Source organism: Streptomyces sp. NPDC026377 (assembly GCF_055567715.1).
This window is the reverse complement of record NZ_JBVHPV010000022.1, coordinates 1-18868: the sequence shown is the minus strand read 5'-3', so window position 1 is coordinate 18868 and position 18868 is coordinate 1. Positions and strand designations below refer to the sequence as shown.

The 18868-nt window shown below is 70.9% G+C and carries 18 protein-coding genes and 1 pseudogene; 13 read left to right on the top strand and 6 right to left on the bottom strand.

The annotated features are described in order from the left end of the window. Nucleotides 1-46 precede the first annotated feature (46 nt). Both ACZ4MU_RS31550 and ACZ4MU_RS31545 read left to right on the top strand, forming a co-directional pair. Nucleotides 47-1468: a DNA primase family protein gene (locus tag ACZ4MU_RS31550; RefSeq protein WP_467883030.1), complete on the top strand. Its 1422-nt coding sequence runs from the start codon at nucleotides 47-49 to the stop codon at nucleotides 1466-1468. Continuing rightward, nucleotides 1465-1866, top strand: coding sequence for a DUF6009 family protein (locus ACZ4MU_RS31545; protein ID WP_358834948.1), 402 nt, complete (start codon nucleotides 1465-1467; stop codon nucleotides 1864-1866). The genes ACZ4MU_RS31550 and ACZ4MU_RS31545 overlap by 4 nt, the downstream gene beginning before the upstream one ends. A gap of 71 nt (nucleotides 1867-1937) precedes the next feature. Here the strand turns inward: ACZ4MU_RS31545 and ACZ4MU_RS31540 are convergent, their stop codons facing one another. Together ACZ4MU_RS31540 and ACZ4MU_RS31535 are read right to left on the bottom strand one after the other, a co-directional pair. After that, nucleotides 1938-2414 (bottom strand): carboxymuconolactone decarboxylase family protein, encoded by a 477-nt coding sequence (locus tag ACZ4MU_RS31540; RefSeq protein ID WP_467882961.1) that lies wholly within the window; start codon nucleotides 2412-2414, stop codon nucleotides 1938-1940. A 184-nt stretch (nucleotides 2415-2598) separates the two neighbouring features. Continuing rightward, entirely contained in the window at nucleotides 2599-3006 is a 408-nt protein-coding gene (locus tag ACZ4MU_RS31535) for a rodlin (RefSeq protein WP_467882960.1), read from the bottom strand. 175 nt (nucleotides 3007-3181) lie between these two features. Here ACZ4MU_RS31535 and ACZ4MU_RS31530 point away from each other — a divergent pair, with 175 nt between their 5' ends. Next, nucleotides 3182-3379 carry a hypothetical protein gene (locus ACZ4MU_RS31530; RefSeq protein WP_467882959.1) on the top strand — a complete coding sequence of 66 codons (198 nt, stop codon included), beginning with the start codon at nucleotides 3182-3184 and terminating at the stop codon, nucleotides 3377-3379. A gap of 68 nt (nucleotides 3380-3447) precedes the next feature. Here ACZ4MU_RS31530 and ACZ4MU_RS31525 read toward each other — a convergent pair whose 3' ends face one another. Together ACZ4MU_RS31525 and ACZ4MU_RS31520 are read right to left on the bottom strand one after the other, a co-directional pair. Further along, entirely contained in the window at nucleotides 3448-3858 is a 411-nt protein-coding gene (locus tag ACZ4MU_RS31525; protein ID WP_358834944.1) for a rodlin, read from the bottom strand. Between the two features lie 154 nt (nucleotides 3859-4012). Next, on the bottom strand, nucleotides 4013-4420 hold the full coding sequence (locus ACZ4MU_RS31520; RefSeq protein ID WP_467882958.1) for a hypothetical protein: 408 nt from the start codon (nucleotides 4418-4420) through the stop codon (nucleotides 4013-4015). Between the two features lie 193 nt (nucleotides 4421-4613). Here ACZ4MU_RS31520 and ACZ4MU_RS31515 point away from each other — a divergent pair, with 193 nt between their 5' ends. The 6 genes and pseudogenes from ACZ4MU_RS31515 to ACZ4MU_RS31490 all read left to right on the top strand — a co-directional run bounded on the left by ACZ4MU_RS31515 (nucleotide 4614) and on the right by ACZ4MU_RS31490 (nucleotide 10049). After that, nucleotides 4614-5024 carry a rodlin gene (locus ACZ4MU_RS31515; RefSeq protein ID WP_467882957.1) on the top strand — a complete coding sequence of 137 codons (411 nt, stop codon included), beginning with the start codon at nucleotides 4614-4616 and terminating at the stop codon, nucleotides 5022-5024. Nucleotides 5025-5323: 299 nt separating this feature from the next. Beyond that, nucleotides 5324-5557 (top strand): chaplin, encoded by a 234-nt coding sequence (locus tag ACZ4MU_RS31510; RefSeq protein ID WP_467882956.1) that lies wholly within the window; start codon nucleotides 5324-5326, stop codon nucleotides 5555-5557. Nucleotides 5558-5735: 178 nt separating this feature from the next. Continuing rightward, nucleotides 5736-5903: pseudogene (locus tag ACZ4MU_RS31505) on the top strand (chaplin); the annotation flags it as partial. Nucleotides 5904-6254: 351 nt separating this feature from the next. Then, nucleotides 6255-7229: a chaplin gene (locus tag ACZ4MU_RS31500; RefSeq protein ID WP_467883029.1), complete on the top strand. Its 975-nt coding sequence runs from the start codon at nucleotides 6255-6257 to the stop codon at nucleotides 7227-7229. Nucleotides 7230-7710: 481 nt separating this feature from the next. Continuing rightward, nucleotides 7711-9210: a glycoside hydrolase family 26 protein gene (locus ACZ4MU_RS31495; protein ID WP_467882955.1), complete on the top strand. Its 1500-nt coding sequence runs from the start codon at nucleotides 7711-7713 to the stop codon at nucleotides 9208-9210. Nucleotides 9211-9317: 107 nt separating this feature from the next. Next, a complete protein-coding gene (locus ACZ4MU_RS31490; RefSeq protein WP_467883028.1) occupies nucleotides 9318-10049 on the top strand; it encodes an endonuclease/exonuclease/phosphatase family protein in 732 nt (243 codons plus the stop codon). A 105-nt stretch (nucleotides 10050-10154) separates the two neighbouring features. Here the strand turns inward: ACZ4MU_RS31490 and ACZ4MU_RS31485 are convergent, their stop codons facing one another. Next, the gene (locus ACZ4MU_RS31485) at nucleotides 10155-13127 is read right to left on the bottom strand and encodes an FG-GAP repeat domain-containing protein (protein WP_467882954.1); all 2973 of its coding nucleotides are present in this window, start codon (nucleotides 13125-13127) and stop codon (nucleotides 10155-10157) included. A gap of 533 nt (nucleotides 13128-13660) precedes the next feature. Then, nucleotides 13661-14302 carry a TetR/AcrR family transcriptional regulator gene (locus ACZ4MU_RS31480; protein ID WP_467882953.1) on the bottom strand — a complete coding sequence of 214 codons (642 nt, stop codon included), beginning with the start codon at nucleotides 14300-14302 and terminating at the stop codon, nucleotides 13661-13663. Nucleotides 14303-14386: 84 nt separating this feature from the next. Between ACZ4MU_RS31480 and ACZ4MU_RS31475 the strand changes: the two genes are divergently transcribed. The 4 genes from ACZ4MU_RS31475 to ACZ4MU_RS31460 all read left to right on the top strand — a co-directional run bounded on the left by ACZ4MU_RS31475 (nucleotide 14387) and on the right by ACZ4MU_RS31460 (nucleotide 18530). Continuing rightward, complete coding sequence (locus tag ACZ4MU_RS31475) at nucleotides 14387-15466, top strand: zinc-binding dehydrogenase (RefSeq protein ID WP_467882952.1); 1080 nt, start codon at nucleotides 14387-14389, stop codon at nucleotides 15464-15466. Then, nucleotides 15463-17040, top strand: coding sequence for an MFS transporter (locus ACZ4MU_RS31470; protein ID WP_467882951.1), 1578 nt, complete (start codon nucleotides 15463-15465; stop codon nucleotides 17038-17040). The genes ACZ4MU_RS31475 and ACZ4MU_RS31470 overlap by 4 nt, the downstream gene beginning before the upstream one ends. 14 nt (nucleotides 17041-17054) lie before the next feature. Next, complete coding sequence (locus tag ACZ4MU_RS31465; protein ID WP_467882950.1) at nucleotides 17055-17675, top strand: DsbA family oxidoreductase; 621 nt, start codon at nucleotides 17055-17057, stop codon at nucleotides 17673-17675. A 345-nt stretch (nucleotides 17676-18020) separates the two neighbouring features. Continuing rightward, nucleotides 18021-18530, top strand: coding sequence for a GNAT family N-acetyltransferase (locus tag ACZ4MU_RS31460; protein WP_467882949.1), 510 nt, complete (start codon nucleotides 18021-18023; stop codon nucleotides 18528-18530). The last annotated feature ends 338 nt before the right edge of the window (nucleotides 18531-18868 follow it).

Sequence of the window (18868 nt, the reverse complement as noted above, 5' to 3'; positions counted from 1 at the left end):
CCCTTCCGAGGCCCGTCCCGCCCACGCCCGGGCCTCCGCCCAGGCCATGCCGGTTCAGGACGCGTCCGCGCACCCCCACTCCGCCGCCCGCACGGGCCTGCTGCCCGACACCCTCACCGACCGGGGCAACGCCAAGCTGTTCGTGCGGCTCTTCGCCGACGACTACCGGCACGTGCCGGGCCTCGGCTGGTACCGCTGGGACACCACGCGCTGGCAGCTCGACGAGGACGACACGGTGATGTGGGCCGCCGGAGACCTGGCCGAGAACATCGCCGACAGCGACCCGCGCGGTCTCTACACCGCCCAGGCGCTCCAGCAGCACCGCCGCCGGGCCCTGTCGACGTCCGGGATGAACGCGATGCTGGCGCAGGCCCGTTCGGCGCCCGGGATGGTCCTCAACGCGGCACTGCTGGACGCCGACCCGTACGCGCTGTGCACCCCCGCCGGGATCGTCGACCTGCGCACCGGCCTGCTGCGCACGCCCGACCCGAACAAGGACTTCCACTCCCGCTCGACCTCGACCGGGCCCCGCCAGATGCCGACCCCGCGCTGGAACCGGTTCCTGACCGACACCTTCGGCGAGGACGCCGAGTCCGCCGAGATGATCAGCTTCCTGCATCTGCTGCTCGGCTACTCGATCACCGGCGATGTCGGCGGACAGATCATGCCGTTCCTGTTCGGATCGGGCAAGAACGGCAAATCGGTCCTCCTGGACGTGGTGATGAAGCTGCTCGGCGACTACGCCGACGCCGGGCCCCCCGGCTTCCTGATGGCCCGCCCCTTCGAGGGGCACCCCACGGACCTCGCCGAGCTGCACGGGCGGCGCGTCATCGTCTGCTCCGAGGTCAAGCCCGGCGACAAGTTCGACGAGGCCCGCGTCAAGCTGCTCACCGGCGGCGACCGCATCAAGGCCCGCCGGATGCGCCAGGACTTCTTCAGCTTCCAGCCCACCCACAAGCTCTGGCTGCTCGGCAACCACCGCCCCGAGGTCGGCACCGGTGGCTTCGCCTTCTGGCGCCGCATGCGGCTGATTCCCTTCGAACGCGTCGTCTCCGACGAACGCAAGATCGACAACCTGGCGGACGTCCTGGTCACCGAGGAGGGCCCGGGCATCCTGAACTGGCTGATCGAGGGCGCCCGCCGCTACCTGGGCGGCGACAAGGACCTCACCGGGCCCGAGCGCGTACGGATCGCCACGACCGTGTACGCGGAGACCGAGGACCACACCGGGCGCTTCTTCGAGGAGACCTGCGCCCTGCACCCCGACCACCGGGCGGAGCAGACCCGCCTCTACGCCGCGTACCGGGCCTGGTGTCAGAATGAGGGGGCACCCGTCATCACCTCCCGCGCGTTCGCCGCGCGCGCACGCGAACTGGTCGGGCTGGCCTCGCCCAAGGAGATGATCTTGTCCAATTCGCGGAAGTACTACCCGGGCATCGGACTGCTCGCCGACGAGGAGAGGGCATGAGCTCCCTGATCACGGACGACGAGATCAGCCACGAGACCGAGCTGGTCTGGCTGGAGGACATCTCCCGTCTGGACTACGTACGCCAGAGCCTGGACCGGCTGCCCACCCGGCGCAGCAAACCGGCCTACCACCGCGACGGGCGGATGGTCGGCTACGCGCTGCTGGGTCCCAAGGCCAAGGCGTCCCCGTCCTCGGGCACCTGGCGCCGCCGCGTGTTCTGGGTGCTGCCCCACGACCGCGACAGCGAACCGGACGGTCTGTACGCCACGGGGGCGCCGGCCGAGGCCATCGACCCGCGCACGCTCGCCCCGGGCAGCAAGGGCCGCAAGACCGAGCGCTCCGAGGGCGGCCCGCCGTCCTCGGCGATGCGTGAGCTCGGGATAACGCTCCCGCTCTGAGTGCCGTTCTTTGACCCCCGTCTGCGCCCAAATGCCCGGCACGGACGCCCGCACGCCGGAGCCGCGCCCATCTACCAGGTGGCCCCCGCCGGCTGCCGCGTCGTCGCGTTGAGCCGGTTGAACAGGTTCGTCAGGGCGATCATCAGGGTGAGCGCGGCGAGCTGGCGCTCGTCGTAGTGCCGGGCGGCCTCGTCCCACACGGCGTCCGGCACCGGGTCGGGCCGGTCGGCCAGCCGGGTCGCGGCCTCGGCGAGGGCCAGTGCCGCGCGCTCGGGCCCGGTGAAGCAGCCCGCCTCGCGCCAGGCGGCCACCGCGTGCAGCCGCTGGTCGCTCTCCCCGGCCTTCCTGGCGCTCGCCACGCCCCCGTACACGCAGTAGCTGCACCCGTTGATCTGACTGGCCCGCAGATGGACCAGCTCCAGAGTCCTCTGGGGCACCCCGCCCTGCTTGGCGGCCTCGAAGACGTCGAGCAGCGGTCGCATCGCGCCGGGCAGCACCACGGCGGGGTTGCGCATCCGGGCCGGGCGCCCCGTGGTCGGAGCGGTCATCAGTGCCTCCTCGTGCTCGTCTCACCCAGCCCAACGAGCCAGTACGGCAAACGGGACGACACCGACGCCGCGAAAGCGCCCGAACAGAAAGAACCGGGCTGTCGGCACCGACCCCCACAGGGTCGGTGCCGACAGCCCGGTGTGCCCGGACCGGGCCGCGCGCGGCGGCGCCGGACCGGGAACCTCAGCTGCCGGAGGCGGCGTTGCCCGAGAGCACCGGGATGTTGTCCACGATGTGTGAGAGCTGCGCGTCGTCCTGCTGCTGGGTGGAGTTCTCGGTGCACTGCTGGTTCTGCTGCTGGGTGAGGACGTAGATGTCCTGGATGCCCACGTTGACCAGCGCCACGATGTTCTGCACGTCGGCCTTCTGGAGCACACCGAGGCAGAGCTTGTTCAGCGAGCCCTGGACGAGGCTCATCTGCGGGCTCATGTCGCCCTCGGTCTTCGACTGGCCATACGCCTGACGGCTCTCGTTCCCGTCGTACGCCGTGGGGCCGTCGTCGTTCCCGATGGCCATGGCCTGGGGCGCCACCATCATCGTGACACCGGAGATGGCTGCGGCAACGGTCGCGGCCGACCACAACTTCTGCATGTTGGCTCCTCTTGAGTCAGACTCCAGGGGCGGAGATCTGTAGCCATCAACGGACGCGACCGGCGGCGGTTGCTGTCCGTGACGATGAATAGCCCGAATGGCGCAGTCGAGCGGTGAACCGGCCCGCCGCACGGTATGGGTGTCGGGAATCTCCCGCGAGAAGTCGAGGTGACAGATGTCACAGCCCGAACACGCTTGGCACCGACAGGCGTTCATCCCCGCCAGCCGCAAGGAGAGCCCCGCGCCCGCCGCTGCCGCGCCGCCCCTCTACCGCGAACTCGTCGCGGTCTGGGCCGCGCAGGGCCGCACCCTGCCCGGCGGCCCAGACCGCGAGTGGCGGGACGTGACCGCCCGCCCCTGCTGGCCGGTCTGAGCGCCCGGCAACGGGTACGTCGAAGGGCCGCACCGGCCGGCGAGGCGGTGCGGCCCTTCGACGTCGTGTCAGCTGCCGCTTCCGCCGTTGCCCGACAGGAGCGGGATGTTGTTGAGGATGTGCGAGAGCTGCCCGTCGCCCTGCTGCTGGGTGGAGTTCTCGGTGCACTGCTGGGTCTGCTGCTGGGTGAGGATCGGGATGTCCTGGATACCCACGTTGACCAGGGCGAGGATGTTCTGCACGTTGGCCTTCGCCGGCAGGGCGATGCAGGGCTTGTTGAAGGAGCCCTGGATGAGCGCGATCTGCGGGCTCATGTCCCCGTACGTCGCGGAGTTGCCGTAGTACTGCATCGCGCTGTTGCCGTTGTACGCCGTGGGGCCGTTCTCGTTCCCGATGGCCAGGGCCTGGGGCGCCGCAGCCGCCGAAACTGCGACGACGGACGCGGAAACGGCGGCTGCCGCCATAGCCTTCTTGAACACGCTGGTCCCTTCCTCATGGAAGCCCCGTCCGGAATGGAGCCCCGTCCGGAGCTGTCGGAGCTAGCTGGATCAACTGACTTGTCGCGCTATGGTTTCCCCCCTTCACCCGTACGGCCGACGCGGTACCACCCCCGGGGTTGACCGGCGCGGTGCCTCAACCGCGCCGGGTGGCGGACATGTTGGGGCGCCGGTGCAGATGCAGGAACGACAGACGGGTGTTCGTCTCGGCGGTGCGCGGATGGGTCGGGGCGGACGCGGCGGGGGCGGCCGGGCGCTCACCGAGCCCGGCGAACAGATGCCAGTCGTCCGGCGGCACCCGCCACGACAGCCGCCCCGCCGCCGTGTGCACATGCACCAGCGACCACCCCGTACGCTCTGCGGTGACATCACCGCCGTGCAGCCGCGCCACGTACGAGATCAGGGCGGCGCGTTCCTGGTGCAGGGCGTCCAGCTGGTGGTGCAGGGCCGCCAGCCGGTCGACGAGCCTGAGCTCCCGCTCGCTCCAGAATCCGCGGCGCCGCCGTCTGCCGGTGCCCGCGTCAGGCGCGCTCGCGCGCTTCAAAGGACCTCCTGGTGGTGAGAAACGAAACGGAATGATAAACGGCCTGCATACGCGCGCCCCCGGGGCGCGCCGCGTGGCAGCGTGAATTCGCTTCCCCACCGATCGGGTGAATGGGCGTCACTAAACTCCACCAAGGCAGTTGATCGGAGTGCGGTAAACGCGTGAACTCCTCTCTCCAGAAAAGGAACACCCAGTGATCAAGAAGGTTATGGCGGCTACGGCGGTCACCGCGTCCATCCTCGGCGCCGCGGCCGTCACCGCTCCTCAGGCCATGGCCATCGGGAACGACAACGGCCCCACCGCCTACAGCGGCAACGGCTCGAAGCAGGCCTACGGCAACCAGAAGACCGAGGGCGACATGAGCCCGCAGCTCAGCCTGGTCCAGGGCACGCTGAACAAGCCGTGTGTCGGCCTGCTCCAGAAGCTCGACATCCAGAACATCGTCGCGCTGGTCAACGTGGGCCTGCAGGACATCTACGTCCTCACCCAGCAGCAGAACCAGCAGTGCACCGAGAACTCTTCCCAGGAGGAGGGCGACGCGCAGCTGTCGCACATCCTGGACAACATCCCGGTCCTCTCGGGCAACGGCGCCTCCGGCAGCTGATCCCCGCTTTCCGGCGAGTTCACTGAGTGACCGGGCTGCCGGCACCTCCTTTCCCGGGGTGCCGGCAGCCTCGTCTTCTTTTGTCCGCTTTTGGCGTGCTGCTTTCCCGACGGCCTCTTAGCGCGTTGCGGTGTCCTTGCCCGTAGCGGCGCGGCTGCCAAGCGAGTGAATATGCGGTATGCCCCCGGGCGCTGGTTTCCTTTACCGCAGCGGATCGTTATCAATCCGTCAGCGGTGCCTCTCCTGTGCGCCGTGCGCGGATAATTCTCGCGCGCCTTTCTCAAAGGAAAGAGAAACAAGTGAAGTACATGAAGACCGCCACTGTCCTGGCCGGCCTCGTCATGGCCGCCGGCGCGGCCACCCCGGCCCTCGCCGACGCCGGCGCCAAGGGCGTGGCGGCCAACTCCCCGGGTGTCCTGTCGGGCAACGTCATCCAGGTCCCCGTTCACATCCCCGTGAACGTGTGCGGCAACACCATCGACATCATCGCGCTGCTGAACCCCGCGTTCGGCAACGAGTGCAAGAACGACTGACACCGCACCAGGGACTTCTCCCGCCGGCTTCGGGACGTGCGGCGGCATACCCCGAAGCCGGCTCCCGAACCGAGAGCGCGAGCAGACCGTGAGCCCCCAGGAAGGCACCGCATTGCGACAGGTCATCAAAAAGACGCTGTTCACCGCCATGGCGGCGAGCAGCGTTCTCTCCATGAGCGGCGCCTGCGCTCACGCGGCGGATGCGCATTCCGAAACCGGTGATTCCCCCGGCGTCCTGTCCGGCAACTCCATTCAGGCGCCCCTGGACGTCCCGGTGAACGCCTGCGGAAACTCCGTCAACCCAGTGGGCGCCCTCAACCCGTCGTTCGGCAACGATTGTTCGCACCGGCCGGACGGGCACGACGCCTACGAGCGGGCGTACGAGCGTGCCTACCAGCGGTACGACGACGAGGACGAGGGCGACGACGGCCCGTACGGACGCGGACGCGGCGGAGACTACCGAGACGACCGCTACGACGACCGCCACGAGCACGGCCGCGGCTACGGACACGACCACGGCCGCGACCGGGACTACGACCGCGACCGGGGCCGGGAGTCCGGCTACGGAGACCAGTACGGCTACGGCTACGGCGACGACCACCGCCGGGACGACTACCGCGGGGGCTACCGCCATGAGGAGCGCCACCACGCCGCGCCCTCCGGCACCCACGCCGAGACGCACGGCTCCCCGGGCGTCCTGTCCGGCAACGCGATCCAGGCGCCCGTCAAGGCACCGGTGAACCTCTGCGGCAACACCGTCAACATCATCGCGCTGCTCAACCCGGCGTTCGGCAGCACGTGTACGACCAAGGAAAGCGCCGGCCCCCGCCACGCGCGCCCCCCGCACCACCCCCACCCGGCCCCCCGGGCACACGCCCCGGCACCGCCGCCCGCGGCTCCCGCCCCGGCCCCGCACCACACCGTGCCCCAGCACCCCGTGACGCCCGCGCCCGTGGTCCACGCACCCCAGCCGCACCACCCGGCACCGCACCACAACCCGGCCCACCACCCGGCACCGCACCCGCCGGTGGCGCACGCACCCGCGCCCAAGCCGCCGGTGCACCACGTCCCGACGGCGAAGCCCCCGGTGCACCACGAGCACGCGAAGCCGCCGGTCCACCACCACCCGGCCGTGCCCAAGCCCCCGGCCCCCAGGCCTCCGGTGACGCAGGTACCGCCCGCCCACCAGCCGCCCGCGCCGCAACCGCCCGTGGCCAAGCCTCCGGTCGCCAAGCCTCCGGTGGTCGCCCCGCCCGTGGCCACGCCTGCGAAGGTGACGCCGCCGGTGACGGTCCCGCCGAAGGCCGAGCAGCCGCCCGCGCAGCCGCCCGTACAGGTGCCGCCGCAGAAGCAGACGCCACCGGTGACCCGGCCCGAGGTGCCCGCCAAGCCGGAGGTGCACGCACAGCCGGCGACGCCGCCGCACGCCGTGGCCCCGCCGGTGACGCGGGCGATGCCGCCGCAGCCCGCACGCCCGTACAAGCCCCGGCACGCGGCCCCCGCCGCGCCCGTCGTGCACGAGGCGCCGGGCCGTCCGCAGCTCGCCGCGACCGGCGGTGACGCGGACCTGCTGGGCGCGGCAGGAGCGGCAGCCGTGGCACTGCTGGTCGGGGGAGGGCTCCTCTACCGCAGGGGCACGGCCGCCGCGGCGACCGTCCGTAACGACAGGTAGACAGAGCAGGAGCAGGAAGACGAAGAAGGAGGCCGGGAGAGCCGGAGGGTGCTCTCCCGGCCGGGGGGACGGTGACACACCGTCACATCAAGGGCGCGCGTCCACGGCAGAAGAGCCGACGGCTGGCGGACGGGCGCCTTTCACGCACCTTCGAGTGCACCACACCGGCGACGCCCCGCAGATCCGCGTTCACCCGTACGGCGGGTACTTCGACACGGACGAGGCGTCACGCGCGCGCGACCGTCACCGCGACCGTCACCGCGACCCAACTTCACGCCCTCAAGGCACAGTTCACATCGCCCGCGAACGGGCCCGCTCCCGTACCGACGCCCCAGCGCGCGTACGCATGCCCCGATCCTCCCTCCGCGTACCTCGATAGGGGGATCAACGCACCCAACGGATTATCTTCCCGATCAGCGTAATAAGAATATTTTGCGAACGGGTATATCGGGGAGGGGGAATCCGTCGTGGAGGAGTGGACATGCGCCAGGGGAAACACCGCAACGGAAAAAGCGGCACCACGGAGAACCGGCGGAAAACCCCTTCGGCCACGGCAACCCGGCGCGCCCTGGGCGCGCTTGTGGCGGCGGGAGCCCTCGCCTCCTGTCTCGCCGTAGCGCCCCCGGCCCACGACCCCGGACCCACCGGCGGCGCCGCGCCCGGCCCCGAGCACCCCTCCACCGCCTGGTTCGGCGCGTTCCTGGAGTCCGACGAGCGCGGCGTGCAGCGGATGGGGGAGCTGGAGAAATGGCTCGGGGGAGCGGACCTGAGAGTGGGCCACACCTATCTGCCCGGGGAGACCTGGAGCGACATCGAGGGCCGGGCCCGCTTCCTGGAGCGGTGGGCCGGCTGGCGGCGCCAGCGCGAGGACCGGCTCTTCGTCCTCAACGTACCGATGCAGGCCCACAACGAGGAGGGCGTCTCCGACAACGGCGTCCGCAGACTGCTGAGGCAGGGCCAGGAGGGCATGTTCGACGGGCATTTCAGAAGACTCGCCGAACGCCTGGTCGCCCTGAACATCCCCGATACGGTCATCGTGCTCGGCTGGGAGATGAACGGCACCACGTACACCCACCGCTGCGGCCCCGACCCGGAGGCGTGGAAGGCGTACTGGCGGCGCGCGGTCACCGCGATGCGCTCGGTGCCGGGCCAGAAGTTCCGCTTCGACTACGCGCCGAGCCGGGGGCGGGACGCCGTGCCGTGGACCGAGTGCTATCCCGGTGACGACGTCGTCGACGTGATCGGCATGGACTCCTACGACCAGCCGCCGGGCAGGAGCTTCGACGAGCAGGTCAAGGAACCGTACGGCCTCCAGCAGCACGTGGACTTCGCCGCCGCCCACAAGAAGCAGATCTCCTACCCGGAGTGGGGGCTCTTCCGCAACGGCGACAACCCCGAGTACATGCGGCGCATGCTCGAATGGATGGACGCCCACAGACCGTTGTACAACACCATCACCGACTACTGCCCGCACGGGGTATGGCAGTGCGACGCCAACCCGAAGGCGGCGAAGGTGTACCGGACGCTGCTGTTCGGCCGCACGGAACCGGCCCCGACGCCACCGGTGACACCACCGGTCACGCCTCCGGCAACCCCGCCGGTCACGCCTCCGGCAACCTCGCCGGTCACGCCTCCGGCAACCCCGCCGGTCACGCCCCCGGTGACCCCACCCGTCACGCCCCCTGCGACCCCGCCCGTGACGCCGCCGCCACTGACGCCTCCGGTCACGCCTTCGGTCACGCCTCCGGAGGCCCCACCGGCGCCGGGCCCGGTCACTCCACCGGTCACTCCACCGGCCGCGCCCCAGATCGATCCCCCCGTGCCCCCGCCCGCGGGGCCCCCGGCCACCCGGCCCGCCACCCGGCCCACGAAACCGACCCTCCCGGCCACCTGCCGGCCGATGGACGTGGGCCCCTGGGTCGAGTACTGGATCGGCGGCAAGCTCTGCATGCGGTTCGGCTGGTACCCACACGGGAGCTGACCGGCACCGGCGGCGGTACCCATGAAATGCTCGTGGCGAGCCGGACGAGGCGAAACGAGACCCGTACGGACAACACGAAGGGGGAGAGCGGCGTGGAGGACCTGCCGATGTCGGCGACGGAGCCCGACGGCTCCGCGGTCGTACGGGTGCTCAGCTACAACGTCCGCTCCATGCGCGACGACGTCCCGGCGCTGGCCCGTGTGATCCGGGCCTGCCGCCCCGACGTGGTCTGCGTCCAGGAGGCGCCGCGCTTCTTCCGCTGGCGCAAGGCCGCGGCCCGCCTCGCGAGCACTTCGGGGCTCGTCCACGTGACAGGGGGCGCCACAGCCTCCGGCCCCATGATCCTCTCCTCGCTCCGGGCCCACGTGGAGCGCACCGAGGACGTCCTGCTGCCCCGCACCCCCGGCCTGCACCAGCGCGGTTTCGCGACCGCCGTACTGCGTTTCGGCCGGGCCCGCCTCGGTGTGCTCAGCTGCCACCTGAGCATCGACGACGAGGAACGCTACGAGCAGGGCCGGTTGCTCCTGGACCGGCTGTCCGCCCTGGACGTGCCGCACGCCGTGGCCGCGGGCGACCTCAACGACCGCCCCGGCGGCCACACCTTCCAGCTGCTCGCGGGCGCTCTGCAGGACGGCTGGGCGACGAAACCGTGGGGCCGCGAGCACACCACCAGACTGGGCGACCCCCTCCAGCGCATCGACGCGGTCTTCGCCACCCCCGGGGTCCAGGTGCTGGGCTGTGGTGTCCCGATGGGCCTGGCCGGCCTCGCGGAGCGAGACCTGCGAGCAGCCACGGACCACCTGCCGGTACTGGCGGCCGTACGGGTGCCGGCCACGTAAGGGGGACTCCAGCACCTCGCGCGGACATGGGTGCGGGCCCGTACATGAACGTACGGGCCCGCACCGCGTGGGGACTCAGCGGATCACGCGCGGAACATCAGCGGATCAGAAGAGGTACTTGTACATCTGCCAGCCCCCGCCGACCTTGACCCGGCCCAGGAAGTTGCCCTTGCCGTCCCCGGCGTAGGACCACAGCACACCCGAGGTGTCGCGGGCGACCAGGTCGAGCCTGCCGTCACCGGTCATGTCGCCGACGCCGACCAGCGTGTCGTACACCTGCCAGCCCCCGCCGATCTTCACCCGGGTGTCCAGGGTGCCCTTGCCGGTGCCCGGGTAGAGCCACAGGACGCCCGAGGAGTCGCGGGCGATGAGGTCCGCCCTGCCGTCCGCGTTCAGGTCTCCTCCGCCCGCCGCCAGCAGATAGGACTTCCAGCCGCTGCCGATCTTCACACGGGCCTTGAAGTTCCCCGAACCGTTGGCCTCGTAGAGGTACAGGTCGCCCGTGGACGCCTCGCGGGCGACCAGGTCCGCGTGCCCGTCACCGGTCATGTCGCCCGGGGACGTGAGCACGTCGAAGACGTTCCAGCCGCTGCCGATCTTCGCGTACGGAGTCGAGGGCGTCAGCGCCTTGCCCGCCGGCTTGTACAGGCGCAGCTCGCCACTGGCCACCCGGACCAGGACGTCGTTGCTGCCGTCGCCGTCGACGTCGTCGAACGGAACGGCCGCCGAGATCGTGAGCGCGTCCGTCCAGCCGGAACCCGACACCTTTCCGTCGAGAAGTCCGCCGTCGCCCTCCCGGAAGTCGGCGGTGCCGCCGGGCGTGACGGCCAGCAGGTCCGCGAAGTCGACGGGAGAGGCGATGTGGTCACGCCAGGCCGGGGCGGCCTTGCCCTTCACCTCGAAGGAGGTGGTCACTTCCTGGTCCGGGCCGCCGTCGGCGGGGACCAGGGTCAGCTTCCAGGCGTACGAACCCGGGGCCAGGTCCTTTCCGGCGTAGTCCTTGCCGTCCCAGTCCAGACGCACCAGCCCGCGGGTCTCGTTCCCCATGGCCGTACGGACCGTATTGCGGGTGGCGAGGTTCACCAGCGACAGTTCCCAGGAGACCAGCGGCTTCGACGTCCACCAACGCACCGGGCGGGCAGCCGACTTGGCGTCGACGGCCGACGGGAAGTCCGTGTCCAGCGCGGCGACGGGAGCACCGGCGACCCCGGACGGGGCCACCCTCGTGTCGCCCTGCGCGTCCACGTACGCCACCGTGCCGGCGAAGCGGTCCACGGTCCAGCCCCGGCCGGGCGCGGCCGCGGCGGGCTTGCCCACCTGGTGCGTTCCCGCCCCGCCGTGCAGATCCGTGACGCTCAGCAGGCCGTCCTTCTGCCAGGCGACATAGCCGTTGCCGAGCAGGGCGCCCTCGTGGGCGGGCAGCTCCAGGTTCTTGTCGGTCAGGGTGTCGTACACCCCGGACTTGTCCCGGTCGCACTCCCAGTAGACGTCGGTACCCTGCGCCTGGAGCGACGTCGTCAGGCAGGGCGCCATGATGTCCTTGCCGGTGGCCTTGCCCGTACGGACGTCGAAGGCCCGCGCCAGGCCGGGCTCGCCACCGATCCACAGGGTGCTGCCGGAGAGGGCGAAGCTGCGGGAAGAGGAACCGGTGTGAACGACCGAGCCGGTGTCGAGGTCGGTGACCTGGACCCGCTCGTCCTTGCGCCAGGTGGCGAGATAGCGGCCCGAGACACGCACCAGGTCCGCCTTGACACCCAGCGTGCGCGCGGGAAGCTTCGCGCCCGCGTCGAGGACCTTCACGGTGCCGTCACCGAGCCGGTAGACCAGACGGCCGTCACCCGTGGCCTGGATGTCCGGGGTGCCGGTTACGGGGAAGTCGGCGGCGTCCGCGCCCCGGTCGGTACGCGGCCCGGCGCTCAGCGCACCCGTGACCGACAGGTCGATTCCGCTCAGCCGGGTGTGGCCGCTCTCCTCGTCGGGCACCCGGTCCACCGAGGTCAGCCGGCCCTGGGCCAGGGCGAGCGCGCTGGGGACCGACGCCAGGGACGGCGACTCACGGACCTTGGAGACCTCCAGCGAGGAGCCGACCGCGTACACGCCCTGGTGGCCGTCGACGACCGCGCCGATCAGCATGGTGCCGTCGGGCTTGAAGGCGGCCATCGCGGTCGCCTTCTCCAGCACGACACGCTCGGGTCCGCCCTTGAGCGGCACCGCGACGACGCGGTAGTCGAGCGAGGAGTAACGCTCCTGGCCACCGGTGGAGACACGACGCGCCACCAGGACGCTGTCCCCGACCGCGCCGAGCAGCTGGGTGCTGTCGTAGCCGGGAATCGTGAGGTGGTCGGTCGCGGACCAGAAGTCCGAGGTCTTCCAGACCGACGCCTTGCCGTCCTTGGTCCACTGGACCAGCCGGTCACCACCGACCTCGATCCGTCCGTTGTCGTACTCCTCCGCCGTGAGGTGGGTGGACCGCGCGACACCGTCCCTGCCCAGCCAGCACAGCAGCGTCATACCGGAGATCTTCTGCTGGACGAGGATGCCGTCCTTGTTGCCCGTGTAGAGCGACTCCAGCGTGCCCGAACCGCTGACGGCCTTCTCCCGCAGGGTGTCGCCCTCCCAGTACTGCAGGCGCATACCGAGCGTGCCCTGGCTGACGACCACATCGCCGAAGGCCCCGGCGAACCGCTGCCCCTCGGGCAGCGGCACGGTCCGCTGCGTCCCGTCCTTCATATTGCGCTGGACGACCGAGCCGGTGTCCTTGCCGGTGAGGACGAGCACGTCGGTGCCGGTCTCCCAGGCGGTGTCCAGGCCCTCCGGCATGACGACCGGCGCGGTGGAACCGTCCGCGTACGACGTCCAGTTGAACCCGGACTTGACCCAGCCGGACAGATACCCCGTCTCGCCCGCACCGTTGATCACGGTCGCGTTGGCGTCGGGCGTGCGGTCGGCGGGAACGGTGAGCTCCGCCGGTGCGTCCGCCGCGAAGGCCGGAGCCGCGGCCAACGGCGCGACAGCGCCCGCGATCCCGAACGCCGTAACGGCGGCGACCGCACTCCGTATGAGTGTGTGACGTTTCATTGCTGCTTGCTCCCGAACATCTCTGGGCATGGGATGGCACACGGACGCGGCGAACTCCACAGCCCCCCTGCGCAGAACAGCCCCCCGGGCTGCCCGACCCCCCTGCACGTAGTGAGACGCACCAAAGATCACTTCAGTTGTACGGAGAACGCCCTCCCGGCCAAAACACATCAGGGCATGGCACGCGATGCGGGCCGGTCGCCCCCGGGATGGATGCACGACGTCTTCTGGGCGTGGTCTTTCGCGCGGCCCGTACCGGCATCGCCCATCACACCGCTTGCCCACCGACGACGCGGGCAGACGCGCGCCCCGCCGGGCGCGGAAGGCGCCTGGTCTGCGCCCTGCCGTATCCCTCATTCCGCTCCTGGTGTTGAGACTTGAGAGACCTCGAGGAGGCTCTGGAGCTGGAGGCGGGCACCGGGTTCAACGCCGCTTCGCTGTGTGCGCTCGTCGGCGACCAGCACGTCGTCACCGTCGAACTCGCCCCCGTCGCCCGGCGCCTCCTTCTGCCGGCGTCCGGCGAGGAGGCCGGGCTACCAGCGTTCGGCGAGGAGGCCGGGGCCGGGCGGCCGGCCCGGGAGAGGGCCGTGCCCGGCGCGCAGGCCGTCGACCGCGATGGCGATGATGCGGCGGCGGGCGTCGGCGGCCGCGTCGAGGAGGTCGGTCCTGCCCTGCACCTCGAACTGCTCGACCAGGGAAGACTTTCCGAGCTGCTCGATGAGGAGGGACACGTCCACGGCGGTGACGTCGGCCCGCAGCACGCCCGCCTCGTGGGCGCGTGCGATCAGGGCGCGCGTCAGCTCGTCGGACCTGGTGAACTTCTCGGCCATCTCCTCGGTGACGGGGATCGTGCCGGCCAGCGGGCCGAGCGCACCGCCGCTGAACTCGGTGGCGGCGCTGATGTAGTGGACGAGTCCCTCCCAGGGGTCGTCGTGCGCGAGCCCCTCCTGCACCGCCTGGATCCACTGCCCGAGCGAGAGCGCGCACAGGTGCTGGAACAGCTCCTCCTTGGTGCGGTAGCGCCGGTAGAGGCTGGCGATGCCGACTCCCGCGCGGGCCGCGATCGTCGCCACGGAGGTATGGGCGCCGTCCACGGCGAGGACCTTCCTGGCGGCTTCGAGGAGGGCGCGGTCGTTGCGTTCCGCTTCAGCGTATCGGGGAGCTCGTCGGGCCATGGGCCCACTCTAGCCGCTTGCGAAGCGAATCACTCCGTTATAGATTCCAAACGAAGCGAATCTATCCGTTTTAGGGGGGGCGCCGTGCTGTCCGTGGTGATGGAGGAGTTCGGAGGACCAGAGGTCCTGCGGGCCCGACAGGTCGAGGACCCGGTGCCGGGCCCGGGGCAGGTGCTGATCGACGTCGCGTACGCGAGCGTCACCTTCGTCGAGACCCAGGTGCGCTCCGGAAATGGCCCCTTCGGCCGCCCCTCGCTCCCCCGAATACCCGGCAACGGCGTCGGCGGCCGGGTCGTCGCCGTCGGCGAGAAAACGGACTCCGCGCTGCTCGGCACGGTCGTGGTCGCCACGACCGGCGGCGAGGGCGGCTACGCCGAGCGCGCCCTGGCACGGGCCGACGAGGTCGTACCGGTCCCGCCCGGCCTCGCCCTCAAGGACGCGGTCGCGCTGCTCGCCGACGGCCGCACCGCCCTCCTGCTCTTCCGTCAGGCGGAGGTCGAGCCGGGCGAGAAGGTTCTCGTGGAGGCCGCGGCCGGTGGTGTCGGCAGTCTCCTGGTCCAGTTGGCGGTGCACGCGGGTGCCCGCGTGGTCGGTGCCGCGCGCGGTGAGCGGAAGGCCGAGCTGGTCCGTTCTCTCGGCGCGTCCTACGTCGATTACTCACGGGAGTCCTGGCTTCACCAGGTCCGGGACGCGGCCGGCGGCGGTGAACTCGACGTCGTCTTCGACGGGGTGGGCGGGGCGATCGGCACTGCGGCGGCGGGCGGGCTGCGTGCCGGAGGGCGCATCAGCCTGTACGGCATGGCGAGCGGCGCGGACGCCACGCTCGACGAGGACGACCTGGGCGCCCGGGGAATTCGCACCCTCGGCCTCTTCGCCGCGCCGGGTCCCGCCCAGACCCACCCCCTCATCGGGCAGGCGCTGCGGCTCGCGGCGCAGGGCGTCCTGCGGCCGGTCGTCGGCCAGGTCTTCCCGCTCACCGCGGCGGCGCAGGCGCACGCCGCCATCGAGGCGCGGAACACTCTGGGCAAGACCCTGCTCGCCGTCGGCGACCGGGAGGCCGCAACGGAAAGCACCGCGGACGGCGTCACGGACGGCACCACGGACGGCACCACGACCCTCGGCACGACCGCCGCGACGAACGGCGCGACGAACGGCGGCCGATGAGCACCGGGGCCCGCACACCACCCCAGCGGGCGGGCGCCCGCGAGTGGACCGCGCTCGCGGTCCTGGGCGTCCCGGCCGTCCTGGTCATGATGAACATGTCGGTGCTCTACCTGGCCCTGCCGACCCTCGGCCGGGACCTGGAACCCAGCGGCCCCCAACTGCTGTGGATCACCGACATCTACGGCTTCATGGTCGCCGGTGCCCTCATCACCATGGGCACGCTCGGCGACCGTATCGGCCACCGCAGGATCCTGCTGACCGGAGCCGCCGCCTTCACCGCCGCCTCGGTCTTCGCGGCGTACGCCAACAGCGCGGGCATGCTCGTCGCCGCGCGCGCCGTCCAGGGCGTCGCGGCCGCCTCCCTCGCGCCCTCCTCGCTCTCCGTGATCCGCCACCTCTTTTGGGACCCGGCCCAGCGCACCCTCGCCATCACCATCTGGATGATGAGCTTCATGGGCGGCGGGGCACTCGGCCCACTCGTGGGCGGCGTGCTCCTCCAGTACTTCTGGTGGGGCTCGGTCTTCCTCACCGCCGTACCGACCATGCTGGTACTGCTCCTCACCGCACCCTTCCTGGTGCCGGACTTCCGCCCCTCCGTCACCGGCCGCCCGGACCTCGTCAGCGTCGCGATGTCCCTGCTGGCTCCCCTGGCGACCGTGTACGGAATCAAGGAAGCCGCCGCGGACGGCCCCCACCCCTCCTCGCTGGGCTCCATCGTGCTCGGTCTGCTTATTGGTTGGGCTTTCATACGTCGTCAACGAAGGCTTGTCGAGCCTCTGCTGGATCTCTCTCTTTTCCGTATCCCTGCCTTCGCGGTTTCGGCCGCCGGCATGATTGTCGTCGGTATGCTCCTGTTCGGTACGAGCCTGCTCACCTCGCAGTACCTGCAACTGGTACTGGGATTGGAGCCCTTAAAGGCCGGCCTGTGGCAACTGCCGACCGCCGTGGGCGGCACTGCCGCCGCGCTGGGGGCCTCTGCCCTGGCCGCCCGTTTCCAGCCGGCCGTGCTGATGAGCGCGGGAGCGGCCCTCGCCGTCCTCGGACCGGTCTTGCTCACCCAGGTCGACGGCGGGCCCGGCTTCCTGGCGGCCGGTTCCCTGCTCCTCTTCGCGGGCCTCACTCCGTTCATGGCCCTGGGCACCGGCCTGGTCGTGGACGCGGCACCACCCGAGCGGGCCGGCGCCGCCTCGGCCATCTCCGAGACGGGCGCGGAACTCGGCGGCGCGCTCGGCATCGCCACCCTCGGCAGTGTCGCCACCGCCGTCTACGGCCGCTACATGAACGGCCACCTGCCGCCAGGCCTGCCCCCGGGCGTCGCCGGACCCGCTGGCGAAACCCTGCCCACGGCCCTGGAAACCGCCCGCCACCTCCCCGGGGACCTCGGCCCCGCACTGGCGGACACCGCACGCGCCGCGTTCACCCACAGCCTCCACGTCCACGCGCTCATCCTGATCCCCCTGCTGCTCACCCTCTCCGGCCTCACGCTCACGCTGCGCCACCGTGGACAGCGGGACCCGCAGGACTGCCCCTCGCCCGCCGACCAGGCCACGACCCCCGCGCCGCACGCCCAGTGAAAGGAGCCCCGCCCATGAGAGTGGAGGTGTACGTCGACATGCTGTGCCCCTGGTGCTACATCGGGAAAAGGAGGCTGGCGACCGCACTCGCCGGACGCGAGGACGTGGACGTCCTCTGGCGCAGCATGGAACTGGACCCGGACGGCAGCCCGACGCCGGGACCCACGGCGGCCGAGGTGATCGCCCAGTACCAGAGCGGACCCCAGCAGGCCGCCACCCGCATACGGCAGATCCAGTCACTCGGCGAAGCCGAAGGACTCCGACTCGACCTCCACAAGGCCCGGCCGGTCAACTCCTTCGACGCACACCGACTCGTCCACCTGGGCGCCGCCCACGGGCGCGCCGACGAGACGCTCGAGCGCCTGCTGTACGGCTATCACACGGAAGGACTCGACATCGCCGCCCCCGACGTCCTGGAGAAGCTGGGGACCGAAGCGGGACTCAATCCCTCTGCGGTCCGCCGGGTGGTGGAGGGCACGGAGTACACCGAGCACGTCCGCGCCGACGAACGGCGCGCCGCCAAGCAGGGCATCAGGGGCGTACCGACCCTGGTGGTCGACGGCGCGCCACCGGCCTCGGCCGTGCAGAGCCCGGACGCCCTGGACCGGCTGCTGATCCCCCTGCCACCTGGCTGATCACGCGGCCGGTCCCGGCCAGGATCCGTGTCCTCACCGGGACAACTCGGCCCCCTCACCCGATTGCCATGCCGTGACCGCCAGGTTGGAGTCGACCTGACGCACTGATAACGCGGGCCGAAATCGGCAGGGTGGTACGGTGTTTGGCGTTCGTGTCTGCCCCAGATCGAGGAAGTGGGGAGGTGAGGTTGATGACCGCGCTCAAGGCCACCGCCATGTGCTCTGCCCGGACCACCCTCACGTCCCGGGCCGTGGCCTGACCTCATCTGAACTCGCCTTGCTGGGAGCGTGAGCTCGCGAGGCAACACCGACACGAACCCACCACGAAACGGATCTCCATCCCTCATGAGCACCAACTGGAACACGCGCGCTGAGACCCCCGCCGACATCCCCACCATCCGCGACATCAGCCTCGCCGCGTTTGACACTCCACTGGAGGCCGACCTCATCGACGCCCTGCGCGCCGACCCCTCGTGGATCAACGGACTCTCCATCGTCACCACCGACCAGGACGGCATGCTCATCGGCCACGCGCTGCTGACCCGCTGCCACATCGACGACACCCCGGCCCTGTGCCTGGGCCCCGTCGCGGTCTGGCCCCAGCACCAGAAGGCCGGCGTCGGCTCCGCGGCAATCCGCGCCTCCTTGCAGGCCGCCAAAGAGTTGGGCGAGCACTTCGTCACCGTCCTCGGACACCCGACGTACTACCCGCGGTTCGGCTTCACCCGCGCCTCCACCTACGGCATCGGACTCAGCATCGACGTTCCGGACGAGGCCATGATGGCCCTCACCCTCGACGCCAACCACCCGCTGCCCCCCGGCACCGTCCGCTACGCCGCACCGTTCGGCATCTAGACAAATCCCGCCGTGCCAGGGCGCCGGGCCTTGGCACGGCGGTGCCCGACAGGGAAGCAAGTCGGGATGCGCTGGATGATGAATCCAGTGTGGTGGTACGGGAATTGACGAAGCCTCAGAAAACGGGATCCGAGAACCGGACACCCCCAACCCCTAACCAGACCAATACAATTCGCGGAGCGAATTGTATTCCGGCCGAATCGCGGAGCGATTCGCGCCCAGGGCCAACGGAGTTGGCCCGCACCGGCTACGGAGTAGCCGGCCATGCCGCGCGGAGCGCGGCATGGCTTCCCGCCGCGTAGCGGCGGCGCGTCGTGTCTGCGGAGCAGACCGCGCGC

Coding starts and splice junctions, on each gene's coding strand:
- ACZ4MU_RS31545 (WP_358834948.1), top strand. CDS start 1,465: ATGAGCTCCCTGATCACGGACGACGAGATCAGCCACGAGACCGAGCTG.
- ACZ4MU_RS31540 (WP_467882961.1), bottom strand. CDS start 2,414: ATGACCGCTCCGACCACGGGGCGCCCGGCCCGGATGCGCAACCCCGCC.
- ACZ4MU_RS31465 (WP_467882950.1), top strand. CDS start 17,055: ATGAGAGTGGAGGTGTACGTCGACATGCTGTGCCCCTGGTGCTACATC.
- ACZ4MU_RS31550 (WP_467883030.1), top strand. CDS start 47: ATGCCGGTTCAGGACGCGTCCGCGCACCCCCACTCCGCCGCCCGCACG.
- ACZ4MU_RS31485 (WP_467882954.1), bottom strand. CDS start 13,127: ATGAAACGTCACACACTCATACGGAGTGCGGTCGCCGCCGTTACGGCG.
- ACZ4MU_RS31490 (WP_467883028.1), top strand. CDS start 9,318: ATGTCGGCGACGGAGCCCGACGGCTCCGCGGTCGTACGGGTGCTCAGC.
- ACZ4MU_RS31530 (WP_467882959.1), top strand. CDS start 3,182: ATGTCACAGCCCGAACACGCTTGGCACCGACAGGCGTTCATCCCCGCC.
- ACZ4MU_RS31535 (WP_467882960.1), bottom strand. CDS start 3,006: ATGCAGAAGTTGTGGTCGGCCGCGACCGTTGCCGCAGCCATCTCCGGT.
- ACZ4MU_RS31470 (WP_467882951.1), top strand. CDS start 15,463: ATGAGCACCGGGGCCCGCACACCACCCCAGCGGGCGGGCGCCCGCGAG.
- ACZ4MU_RS31460 (WP_467882949.1), top strand. CDS start 18,021: ATGAGCACCAACTGGAACACGCGCGCTGAGACCCCCGCCGACATCCCC.
- ACZ4MU_RS31480 (WP_467882953.1), bottom strand. CDS start 14,302: ATGGCCCGACGAGCTCCCCGATACGCTGAAGCGGAACGCAACGACCGC.
- ACZ4MU_RS31495 (WP_467882955.1), top strand. CDS start 7,711: ATGCGCCAGGGGAAACACCGCAACGGAAAAAGCGGCACCACGGAGAAC.